The 12,007-nt window shown below is 42.0% G+C and carries 8 protein-coding genes and 2 pseudogenes; 2 read left to right on the forward strand and 8 right to left on the reverse strand.

What is annotated here, in order from left to right; translation table 11 throughout:
* Window positions 1-118: 118 nt before the first annotated feature.
* Window positions 119-1,319 (reverse strand): annotated as a pseudogene (locus ACHUE3_RS06035) (transposase).
* A gap of 106 nt (window positions 1,320-1,425) precedes the next feature.
* Here ACHUE3_RS06035 and ACHUE3_RS06040 point away from each other — a divergent pair.
* A pseudogene (locus tag ACHUE3_RS06040) lies at window positions 1,426-1,932 on the forward strand (tyrosine-type recombinase/integrase); the annotation flags it as partial.
* Window positions 1,933-2,417: 485 nt separating this feature from the next.
* On the opposite strand, the gene serS reads toward ACHUE3_RS06040, so the two are convergent.
* The 6 genes from serS to lrp form a co-directional block, all read right to left on the reverse strand.
* The gene (serS, locus tag ACHUE3_RS06045) at window positions 2,418-3,716 is read right to left on the reverse strand and encodes a serine--tRNA ligase (protein ID WP_394191163.1); all 1,299 of its coding nucleotides are present in this window, start codon (window positions 3,714-3,716) and stop codon (window positions 2,418-2,420) included.
* A gap of 9 nt (window positions 3,717-3,725) precedes the next feature.
* Entirely contained in the window at window positions 3,726-4,112 is a 387-nt protein-coding gene (gene crcB, locus ACHUE3_RS06050; protein ID WP_099294097.1) for a fluoride efflux transporter CrcB, read from the reverse strand.
* Complete coding sequence (locus ACHUE3_RS06055; RefSeq protein ID WP_394191165.1) at window positions 4,099-5,442, reverse strand: replication-associated recombination protein A; 1,344 nt, start codon at window positions 5,440-5,442, stop codon at window positions 4,099-4,101. Before ACHUE3_RS06055 ends, crcB begins: the two co-directional genes overlap by 14 nt.
* A gap of 5 nt (window positions 5,443-5,447) precedes the next feature.
* The gene (lolA, locus tag ACHUE3_RS06060; protein ID WP_394191167.1) at window positions 5,448-6,074 is read right to left on the reverse strand and encodes an outer membrane lipoprotein periplasmic chaperone LolA; all 627 of its coding nucleotides are present in this window, start codon (window positions 6,072-6,074) and stop codon (window positions 5,448-5,450) included.
* Window positions 6,075-8,555: a DNA translocase FtsK gene (locus ACHUE3_RS06065; RefSeq protein WP_394191169.1), complete on the reverse strand. Its 2,481-nt coding sequence runs from the start codon at window positions 8,553-8,555 to the stop codon at window positions 6,075-6,077.
* Between the two features lie 134 nt (window positions 8,556-8,689).
* Window positions 8,690-9,169 (reverse strand): leucine-responsive transcriptional regulator Lrp, encoded by a 480-nt coding sequence (lrp, locus tag ACHUE3_RS06070; RefSeq protein ID WP_394191171.1) that lies wholly within the window; start codon window positions 9,167-9,169, stop codon window positions 8,690-8,692.
* A gap of 141 nt (window positions 9,170-9,310) precedes the next feature.
* On the opposite strand from lrp, the gene ald reads away from it, so the two are divergent.
* Complete coding sequence (gene ald, locus ACHUE3_RS06075; protein WP_394191173.1) at window positions 9,311-10,432, forward strand: alanine dehydrogenase; 1,122 nt, start codon at window positions 9,311-9,313, stop codon at window positions 10,430-10,432.
* Window positions 10,433-10,526: 94 nt separating this feature from the next.
* Here ald and pssA read toward each other — a convergent pair whose 3' ends face one another.
* Window positions 10,527-11,852 (reverse strand): CDP-diacylglycerol--serine O-phosphatidyltransferase, encoded by a 1,326-nt coding sequence (gene pssA, locus ACHUE3_RS06080; protein ID WP_394191175.1) that lies wholly within the window; start codon window positions 11,850-11,852, stop codon window positions 10,527-10,529.
* Window positions 11,853-12,007 lie beyond the last annotated feature (155 nt).

A 12,007-nucleotide genomic window follows, 5' to 3' on the forward strand; every position in this document is an offset into this window, starting at 1 on the left:
ATCACTTTGCAAAACTAACTTATGTTTCAAAATGAGTGGATTTCGTTGTAAAACTTAAATGACAGCCATGAAAATACCTGCGCTATGCAGTGGAAGTACTATTTTGGGGGATTTCGCTCTATCCGAATAACTTTTCACAGTTACTCATGCTTGTTCGCCGTTTTCGGTTGAGGTTTTCACAGTAACTTTCGTGTGATGATGCCCTGCCAACAGCACCATGAAACACACGTGTAAATTGAGTGGTTAGTTTTAACCAATTTTCAGGGGATATGTTTAGCCTTTCTAGGAGAGGAAGGCACGAATTATCAATATGTCCGCGTTTATCATCCCGCATTATTCGTCCCGTTAACTCTACAAGCTCAAGGTACGATTTAAGCTCAAACGGCAGCCCTTTTGGCATTATTTGACGCGACATACCTGCAAAGCGAAGTAACTGTTTAGGTTGTTTACCTTCTATTGCGCTTGTTAAACGCTTTTGAGCACTGGTATGGTCCGATTCTTCTGGGCTATTAGCCATTTTCGCTCTAATGGGGTTTAAGTCTACATACGCCATACATGCTGCAAGTGCGGCTTCATCTAAGAGTGCTTGTGATTGCTCTTTATCTAAAGGAACGGCCCTTCCCACAAAGTTGTATGGAATAAATTTGAATGCCGTTAGGCAGCCCGAAGGGAGAGCGCCATGGATGGCAGCGAATAAAACCTGCCTGTGCAGTTATCTTCTTTATTTGCTTTGCGCGCTATACCTTCATTTAGTAACCGCATAAACCAGCTAATACTTGATAAGCGTTCGCGATACTGTTTGACCGTTTGATTAAAAAAGATGAGCTCTGATTTACTTAGCTTTTCACCTTTTACGTATTTCTGCGTTAGCAAGGTGCCTTTAAGCAGTTTATGCCAGCGAATAACAATCGCTTTATCATTCAACCTGTTTGCCTTTATATCATCAACATAGAGTACTAAATGGGTGTACTTCAGGCGTCCTGCCTTTCGCCCTTCGGGCCAGCTGCGCTGTTGTTAAATGTTCCTAACATTTCGCTGGTTACTCATTACGGCATAAGCACACACTTCAATACAAAATACCTTAGCTAACTCTAACAGTTTATCTTCAACCCACTCCCTGCGGTGCTCATATGATTGCCCTGTAAAGTGGTCTTCGCCACATAAAAATGCACGCCGAACGCAACGTGAAATACAGTGACCAAATTTTAGGGATAAATTTGGAACAGCTAATGCTGGGCCGAAGGCTAAAAACCAAGGACGGTTTTTATAAAGTATTTTGTATCAACCAAACTTACTTGACGCTTTCTTGCGATAGCCATATTTCACTCTGTTTAATTTTCATACTAATTAAACGTTAGTAAAAAAATTGGCGAAATACAAACTTTAAGATGGGTGTCTACTTTATTTCCTTTCTACTTTATTTCCTTACCCTTACTTAGAAATCAGATCGTACAGGTTGATGAATACTTACAATTAGATTTACACAATGAGCAATATGCTGGCGTTTGGATGCCTCATGCACTTGCAAAGAAATATCCAGCTGCTAATACGTCTTTAGGCTGGCAATATTTATTTCCATCTCATCAATTAAGTGCCGATCCTGAAACTGGAGAAATAAGACGGCACCATTTTCACCAAACAGGCGTTCGTAAGGCGATTAAAAAGGCTGTAAGAATGGCAAAGTTAACCAAACTTATCACGCCACATACTTTGCGCCACTCCTTTGCAACTCATTTACTACAAAGCGGAGCTGACATAAGGACCGTACAATCTCAGTTGGGTCACTCGGACGTTAAAACAACACAAATTTACACGCATAGATACCCAAGTCGCCTCAAGACACGAGTTTCAGTTGGAATTAAAAGCAATTTAGGCAAGACATTGATTGCAAATAATAGTGGTTCTATTGTTAAAATTAATAACGCAGTATAAATCGCTTTTAAACCAACTCTTCGGGCGTTTTACAGAAACTTACTCTCATCGTTATTGCTTCTTAAAAGGGAATGCCATTCTTGCAAAGCAACGCCTTGATATTAAGCGCCTGTTAAACGCTGAATTCAGTGTATTGAGGTGACTTGTGTATAAACAACAAGGAGCTAATGGCGTAATTAGTCCTTTTTCTAGGTTATGAAGCAGGTTCAAAAAAGGACAAGCAGCTTATTATTCAAAGAACTTAACGCACTAAAGCACGTCTTACAGATGAACAGAAGCTTTAATGTCAACAGCTTAATCTTAGATTTCACACCGAGTTAATCTCACAGCTCGCTAACTTTACCCTTGCTAACTTTACCCTTGCTAACTTTATTATCGCTAACTAAAACCCTGATTAACAAAAAAGCCGCTGTTCGTTATAAACAGCGGCTTCTCTTCTTAAAGCTTAAAACTTACAGCTCTATAGCTCTATAGCTTTAACAAGCTTATTTAATCACTTCAAGTCCGCCCATGTACGGGCGAAGTACTTCTGGTACTACAACTGAGCCGTCGGCTTGTTGGTAGTTTTCAAGTATTGCTACAAGGGTACGGCCAACCGCTAGCCCTGAGCCATTTAATGTATGCAGTAATTCTGGCTTTTTCTCACCTTCGCGGCGAAAACGCGCTTGCATACGGCGCGCTTGAAAATCATGCATGTTAGAACAAGATGAGATCTCACGGTACGTATCTTGTGCCGGTAACCATACTTCTAAATCGTAGGTTTTTGCCGAGCCAAAGCCCATGTCGCCCATGCATAAAATCACTTTGCGGTATGGCAGCTCTAATGCTTGTAAAATTTGCTCCGCGTGACCAGTTAACTCCTCGAGTGCTTGCATTGAGTCTTCAGGTTTTACTAGTTGTACAAGCTCTACTTTATCAAACTGGTGCTGACGGATAAGACCACGTGTGTCACGGCCGTAACTGCCTGCTTCACTTCTAAAACATGGGGTGTGCGCAGTTAAGCGAATGGGTAAGTCTTTTTCGTCGTAAATTTCATCACGGGCGCTGTTAGTAAGCGGTACTTCTGCAGTTGGGATTAAGCTAAAGCCTTCTTGCTCTTCGCCGTCATCATTTACTAGACCCTTCGTGTGGAATAAATCTGCAGCGAATTTAGGTAACTGGCCAGTGCCGTATAGGCTGTCGCGGTTAACTAAGTACGGCACGTACATTTCTGTGTAGCCGTTTTTGTCTGTGTGGGTATCTAGCATAAATTGTACTAGCGCACGGTGCATGCGTGCAGTTGCGCCGCGCATAACCGTAAAACGAGAGCCGGTGATTTTAACACCCATTTCAAAATCTAGGCCGTTTAGGTCTTGGCCTAAATCAACGTGATCTTTAACTGCAAAATCATATTTTTTAGGCTCGCCCCATGTTGAAATTTCAACATTTTCAGACTCGTCTGCACCTGCTGGTACTGATTCATCAGGCAAGTTAGGGATAGCTAATGAGATTTGCTTAAGCTGCTCTAATATTTCATCTTGCTCAGCTTTAACGCTATCCAGCTCAGCACCTAGGCTGCTTACGGCATCAAGCAATGGTTGTGCGTCTTCGCCTTTTGCTTTTGCTTGGCCAATCGCTTTGGAGCGGCTGTTACGCTCACTTTGTAGTTCTTGTGTTTTTACTTGCAGTGTTTTGCGTTTTTCTTCAAGTGCGCTGACAGTCGCTGTATCAAGCTCGTAGCCACGTGCTGCTAGGCGCGCTGCTGTTTGTTCGATATCTTGACGTAATAATTTAGAATCTAACATGTTAGTTTTTTAACCTTTTTGCATTACCAGCTGAAGGCCCAGCCAAGCCATAAAAATACACACCGTCACATTTAAGACGATATTGAGGGCCATTTTTAAAAAGTGGCCTTGTTGCAGTAGCAACAACGAATCCATTGAGAATGTCGAAAAGGTGGTCAAAGCACCTAAAAAGCCAATTCCGATAAGGGATTTAGCGGGGCTGACGGTGATAATTTCGCGCTCTATCAAACCGTATAATACGCCCATCAACAATGAACCCAGAATATTAACCGCCAACGTGCCAAAAGGGAATCCCCTACCCAGCAGTTTTAGCATGGTTTCGCTAATAAAAAAGCGTAAACAGGCACCGGATGCCCCACCCGCTGCAATCATGAGGTATAGCTTAAGTGTTGTCATAGCGCTTTATGTCACTTTGCTGATCACGCTCTTTGAGGTAATCAAGCTTTTGCTTAATTTTTTGTTCAAGCCCGCGCTCTGTTGGAAAATAGTATTGGGTGCCGGCAATTTGCTCAGGAAAGTAATTTTCTCCGGCTGCAAACGCGCCTTCTTCGTTATGCGCATAACGATATTCTGCGCCATAACCTAAGTCTTTCATTAAATTAGTAGGCGCATTACGTAAATGCTCAGGCACAGGGTAACTCGGGGCATTTTGCGCATCCGCTTTGGCTTGATTAAACGCAGCATAAACAGCATTACTTTTTGGTGCGCTGGCTAAATACAAGGTTGCTTGGGCAATCGCTCGTTCGCCTTCGCTTGGCCCGACACGCTGAAAAATATCCCACGCATTAAGGGCCACTTCCATAGCGCGTGGATCGGCGTTACCAATGTCTTCTGTGGCAATGGCTAATAAGCGCCTAGCCACATAAAGCGGATCGCCGCCTCCGGCGAGTATTCTGCAATACCAATACAAGGCACCATCTGGGGAGCTACCACGCACTGATTTATGAAACGCGGAGATCAAATCGTAAAACTCATCGCCGCCTTTATCATATTTGGCTAAATGTGTCGGCAGTACTTGGCTCAATACGTGTTCATCCACTAAATATTGGCCATGTTGCTCTGTGGTTAAATCAATCGCTTGTTCGAGTAAATTAAGCACTTTACGGGCATCGCCATCGCTTGCTTGGCACAGTGCTTTTTTAGCGTTATCAGCAAGGGTGATGGTTTTAGTGCTTAGTTCATCATCGCTTGCAAGGGCGCGCTCTATAACTAAATGTAAATCGGCTTCTTGTAATGATTTAAGCACATATACGCGGGCACGAGATAGAATCGCGTTATTTAACGCAAACGACGGGTTCTCTGTGGTTGCGCCAACAAATATAAAAGTGCCATCTTCAATATGGGGTAAAAAAGCATCTTGCTGAGATTTATTAAAGCGGTGTACTTCATCAACAAACAATAAAGTACGTTGGCCGCGACCTTCTAGGTTATTGCGTGCCTCACTAACTGCATCGCGAATATCTTTAATACCAGCCGTTACCGCCGACATCTGTATCAGCGCGGCATCTGCGTGGTTCGCTATAATTTGCGCAAGCGTGGTTTTACCCACGCCCGGTGGGCCCCATAAAATAAGGCTATGACAGCGCCCTGCTAGAATAGCTTGGTATAGCGGTTTGTCTTGGCTTAATAGATGCTGCTGTCCTATGTATTGCTCAAGATTTGTTGGGCGCATACGCGCCGCAAGCGGGCGCACATCAGGAGAAAAATTAAAGCCTAAATTACTCACTGTAATTATTCGCCTTGGCTTTGGTCGTCTATTTCAACGTTTTCAGGAATGGTAAATTCAAACGTTTCGTTGGCTAGTTGTTCATTCACTTTGGTATCACTAAAGGTGAAGGTAGATGATTGACCTGAACTGTCTTTAACCAGTAATTTTTCAAGACCTGTTTGGCCTTGTGCAAATACAATATCAAGCTGCTCAACTTGGCTTTCAACGCCTTTATTTGGTGTTACGCTAAAGCCTGTGTCAGTGGCTTTAACTTGGTACTTTTGCCACTGCGCTGGATCTTTTGAGGTTAATAACACAAACGGTGTTGAATCAATCAAGCTGTTTGTGTTCATGATAGTCACTTGCTCAGCAAAGCTGTCGAAGTAATAGGTTTTATCACCATTTGATACAAATAAAGTATCGTCAGGGCTGGCTTGCTGCCAGCGGATCATCATGGGTTGTTGTAAGGCAATATTGCCCTTCCCTTGCATGATTGACTCACCTTGGTCGTCATTTACTTGCTGTACAAACTCCGCTTGAAAGCTTTTTAACTCAGCTAATTTGTCTTGTAGTGCTTGGCTGTCACTGCCAATCGCTGTTGTAGATAAAACACAACTCATCGCAACTACTAAATATTTAAGTTTTTTCATTTAATTTGCTCCACTGTTGGGCACTAAAACATCGCGAGCACCGTTATGTCCTGGTGCGCTCACAATACCCGACGTTTCCATTTGCTCTACTAAACGCGCTGCGCGGTTATACCCTACACGCAACTTACGTTGTACACTTGAAACCGACACTTTGCCGGTTTCAATCACAAATGAGACGGCTTCATCATAAAGCGGATCTGATTCTTCATCCGCGTTTTCGCTGGCTTCGCCCGGCAGTAATATTTCTTCTGTGGCATCGCCGTTAAGTATTTCGTCTACGTAATTTGGTTTACCACGTTTTTTCCAATCATCAACCACTGCATGTACTTCGTGGTCGTCTACAAATGCGCCGTGTACGCGCACAGGTACGCTGGTCCCTGGCGGTAAATACAACATGTCACCCATACCGAGTAGGTTTTCTGCACCTTGTTGATCTAATATGGTACGCGAGTCTATTTTACTCGACACCTGAAACGCCATACGCGTTGGTATATTGGCTTTAATTAAACCCGTTATTACATCAACCGATGGGCGCTGTGTAGCCAGTACTAAGTGAATACCCGCAGCACGGGCTTTTTGTGCAATCCGTGCAATCAGCTCTTCAACTTTTTTACCAACAATCATCATCATGTCGGCAAATTCATCAATCACTACAACGATACTAGGCAGTTTATCAAGCTCATCTGGGCCTTCTTTCATGCCGTCGGTGTCTTTAAATAATGGGTCTAGAATTGGATAACCCGCTTCTTTGGCTTCCAGTACCTTTTGGTTGTAACCTTTTAAGTTACGTACACCTAACGCTGACATTAATTTGTAACGACGTTCCATTTCTCCCACACACCAACGTAGCGCATTGGCGGCCTCTTTCATGTCGGTGACAACTTCACACAATAAATGTGGGATACCTTCGTAGACTGAAAGCTCCAACATTTTCGGGTCAATCATTATCATGCGTACATCATCAGGGCCTGATTTATACAGTAAGCTTAATATCATCACATTAACGCCCACTGACTTACCTGAGCCCGTTGTACCGGCTACAAGTAAATGCGGCATTTTACCTAAGTCGGCACAAATTGGCTCACCGGCGATGTCTTTACCTAGCACCATAGTAAGCGGTGATGGATTTTGCTCAAATTTTGGTGCGTCAATCACCTCAGATAAACGTACTATTTCACGGTGTTTATTTGGCAGCTCAATTCCCACGTAAGTTTTACCTGGGATGACTTCAACAACACGTACGCTCACAGCTGATAATGAACGGGCTAAATCTTTAGCAAGGCCGGTGATTTTAGAGACCTTTATGCCCGGTGCTAAATCTAATTCAAAACGAGTAACTACAGGGCCTGGGTATACCCCGACAACGGCTGCTTGTACGTTAAAATCAAGTAATTTGGTTTCAACTAAACGCGATACAGCTTCAAGCTCTTCAGGCGAAATTGGGTTTTTCGCTTTGTCTGGCCTGTCTAGTAAATCAAGGGTTGGTAATGGCGCACTCGGCGGCTTTTCATCTAATAACTGCTCAAACTTTTCTTTCGCTGTTGGTGGTGGCTGATACGTACTTTTTGGCTTAGGCATAGGTCTTGCTGGTGAAACAACCGTTGTTACTGGTTTTTCAGGCTCCGCTACATGGCTTTGATCAAGTGCGTTTAATGCGGCAGCAGTGTCCATTGGCTCATCATCTATGGCGCTAAAGTTGATTTCTTGATCAAGGATGTCATCGAGATCATCAAACGCATTATGTTGTGGTTGGCTCTGCATTTGATCTGCGGTAAAACGCTTTGGTGATTGCTCTGTTTTAGGGGCATCATTAAATGTAATCGCGTTGGTTTGCGCTTGAGTTTCATCTACAATTACTTCATCGTCTGCTTCAATGGCTTTACGCTCACGATTTAGCCAACCACGAATTTTTGACACAATATACTTGTAAATTCGGACAACCCAGTCACCTAAAAAGTCGACAAACTGCACCCAAGATACGCCCGTAAGCAATGTTAAACCTGCAAAAAAGAAGCACAGCAATAATATAGATGTACCAGTAAAGTTGAATGCTGGCATCATTGCGCCTGCAATCACGTCCCCTACTACCCCACCGGATGAAAAGTTATAAATATCGTCAAAATTTATACTGCTAATAGCAGTCGCAGAGGTAATAAATAATGCAAAGCCAATCACTCTTAAGGCAAGCGTGGTGTAATCAAGCTGAAAAATTTTGTGAGGTTGTTTAAACAATAAATAACCAAATACTTGAATTGCAGCAGGCACTAAATAAGCCAACCAACCAAAGGTGAGTAATAAAATATCAGCTATCCAAGCACCTGCGGCGCCTGTTACATTATTTACTTGATGAAATTCACCTGTTTGAGACCACGAAGGATCAGCAGGATCAAAGCTAATTAATGCACATAATATGAATATTGCAGCAAAGCTGCTTATAATTAGCCCTGTTTCTAATAGCCTTTGCACACCGTTTAGGCGCATAATTCCCTATTCCTCATTTTTCTTATTTCAGTATCTTCATTGTCCAGCAATAGAATACCTTAGCAGGAAATACTTTTTGTTGCACTTTATCATATACACTAACTGCTTAGCCGATTATGAACGGCTTTTTCGATTTAAGCGATATAGGGCCGAATGATTACGCCTTGCTCTCCTTTCACTTCTTCCATCACCACATATGTCCGACTTTCACTGACATTAGGTAACTTCAAAAGTATATCACCAAGCACGCCACGGTACTCTGACATATCATTAACCCGTGTTTTGAGTAAAAAGTCGAAATTACCTGATACCAAATGACATTCTATGATTTCATCGTGCTTTTTAACCGCCGCGCTAAATTCATCAAATACATCTGGCGACGTTTTAGTAATGGTCACTTCAACATACACCGATAACCCCTGTCCTAACTTAGCTGGGTCAACAACTGCTTTATATCCTACAATGTAACCTTCGCGTTCAAGTTTTTTTACGCGCTCTAGGCAGGGCGTGGCACTGAGACCAACACGCCTTGCTAGTTCAACGTTAGAAACACGTCCATCGAGTTGTAATTCCATCAAAATTTTACGGTCAATTCGGTCTAATAACTCATGCATAATACCAACTAGTTTTTTACGCTGTTTAAAGTCTATATTTAGATTATATCACTAGATAACACCTTAAAAAAGGTGAGACACACTGGCTTATGATGAATATAATAGTGAAAAATTTTATCCCGTTCCAACAAGGCAAAGATTATGATTATTGGTGTACCTAAAGAAATTAAAAACCATGAATACCGTGTAGGTATGGTTCCTGCGAGTGTTCGTGAATTAGTAAATCACGGCCACCAAGTGATTGTTGAAACTAATGCAGGTATGGGCATTGGTTTTACTGATGAAGACTACACGCTTGCAGGTGCTGAAATTTTACCTACTGCTGCTGATGTTTTCGCTAAAGCAGAAATGATTGTAAAAGTAAAAGAGCCACAAGCTGTTGAACGTGCAATGCTTCGTGAAGACCAAATTCTTTTCACTTACCTTCACCTTGCACCGGATCTTCCACAAACTGAAGACCTTGTTAAGAGCAAGTCAATCTGTATCGCTTACGAAACAGTCACTGATTCTCGCGGTGGTTTACCACTTCTTGCTCCTATGAGTGAAGTAGCTGGTCGTATGTCTATTCAAGCTGGCGCACAAGCACTTGAAAAATCAAACCACGGCCGTGGCATGTTACTAGGTGGCGTACCGGGTGTTGAGCCAGCTAAAGTTGTTGTTATCGGCGGCGGCATGGTTGGTCGTAGCGCAGCACAAATGGCTGTAGGCCTTGGTGCTGATGTTGTAGTACTTGATCGTAATATCGATGTACTACGTGCACTTGACGCACAGTTTGGTAATAAAGTTAAAGCTATTTACTCAACAGCTGATGCACTTGAAAAACACGTACTAGAAGCAGATCTTGTGATCGGTGGCGTTCTTATCCCAGGTGCTGCTGCACCTAAGCTTGTAACAGCAGAGCACATCAAAGCTATGAAGCCTGGCGCTGCTATTGTTGACGTTGCAATCGACCAAGGTGGTTGTATCGCAACTTCTAAAGCAACCACTCACGCTGATCCTACTTACATTGTTGATGAAGTTGTTCACTACTGTGTTGCTAACATGCCGGGTGCTGTTCCACGTACATCTACATTTGCACTTAACAATGCAACATTGCCTTTCATCATTAACCTTGCAAACAAAGGTTATAAGAAAGCATTGTTAGATGACGCTAACTTCCTTAAAGGTCTTAACGTAATTAAAGGCCAAGTGACTTACAAAGAAGTAGCTGAAGCATTCAACATGGAATATGTTGACCCACGCACTGCAGTAGAAAATGCGTAACTAGTATTTTATCGCTTATACCTGAGTCATTATTAAGGTATAAGCATTAAAAAAGCAGCTAATTTAGCTGCTTTTTTATTTATGTTTCTATAATTTAGATAAAGCGCTTAATTATAAAGTCGACTTTAACTCGCTTAGCCTGCCCTAACAGTTTTCTAACCGGTTGGGGGTAGTCATCCATAGTCTCTAGATCTTCAGGCCCGTTAAGGCGCCTGCAATGTTTAAGTATTTCTGCTTTTTCATTATCAATCGCCGGCATCAAAGATTGCTGTGGATCATCTAAGAAAATTCCATTCTCGATATCTAAACCCCAAGCACGTGGGTTTAAGTTATGCCCACTTAGCAAATGATATTGACGATCCGCACAAATGCCTTTCAGATGAAATGAGTTACTTTCATGCTTCCACAAATAGACGTTTAAATTACCATTTGTAATATGACGCTTCTGAGATTTTAAAAACTTAAGTAAAATAGTCTCATATAAATACGGTAATGCTCCAATTTTACTAAAAGGCTCACTAGGCGGCAGATAAAAATCGTTTGCGGTTTTATCACCGACTACTATGGTGACTTGTTTGCCTTGTTTAAGTAAACGCCTTAATGAGCGCATTAACGGTGCAGGAAAATTAAAATATGGCGTATAGAGCACAAGCTCACGCTCAGCTGTATCAAATATTGATTTGATTACTCTGTTAAGTTCATTGTTACGACGCCCTAACCCCAAAAATAATCTCACGCCAAGTGGTTGATCATTTTCTTTTTCGGCATGTTCATAACGTGTTTGCTTTAGTGTGCGCATAAGCTGTTTTTGCGCTAGTTTAATATCATTAAATTTAGTCAGTGGCCGTATATCAATTCGTGGCACTGCTTCAGAGCTAAGCAATTCCTGTTCAATAAAATCGACAACTGCATTACATAAAGCAGCTTGATTAACTAAAAAATAACGATCTAATCTATATCGTTCGCTATGTTGTAGGTACACATTATTTAAGCTTGCGCCGCTGTAAAGCAGTGTGTCGTCAATAACAAAGCCCTTTAAGTGCAACACACCGAATAATTCTTTAGCCTTTACTGGTACGCCATAGACTTGTACATTCGATTGATACTTTTGCTGATAATCACAATATAAACTCGCATTACCGTCAGACTTCGCAGCACCAATTAATCCTCTTTGGGCACGGTGAAAATCAACCAATACTTTTATTTCAAGTTCTGGTTTGGCTAGTGATGCTTGGTGCAATGCCTCAAGGACTTCGCGTCCTGCTTCGTCGTCTTGTAAATAAAGCGCAGTAATATATATACGAGTTTGTGCGCTTGCGATTAAAGCAAGTAATTGTGTGCGATACTGCTGTGCATTGGTTAAGACGTTAACGTCTTTTGAAGTCAACCCAAATGCGGGTTTTTCCTGCCAAAATAACATAGTTGCCTATTCATTTAGGTCACCCTACTTTAGGGCCACAAATCAAAATTAGCTAAAACATACCAAAAAAAATCAATTTGGTCATGAATTAACGATGATAGTTAGATTAATAGTCGTTTAATAGTTTACATTTCATACAAAACCGTCATTTTGTA

The sequence above is a fragment of the Pseudoalteromonas atlantica genome (assembly GCF_043641955.1).
GTDB classification, from domain to species: domain Bacteria; phylum Pseudomonadota; class Gammaproteobacteria; order Enterobacterales; family Alteromonadaceae; genus Pseudoalteromonas; species Pseudoalteromonas atlantica_A.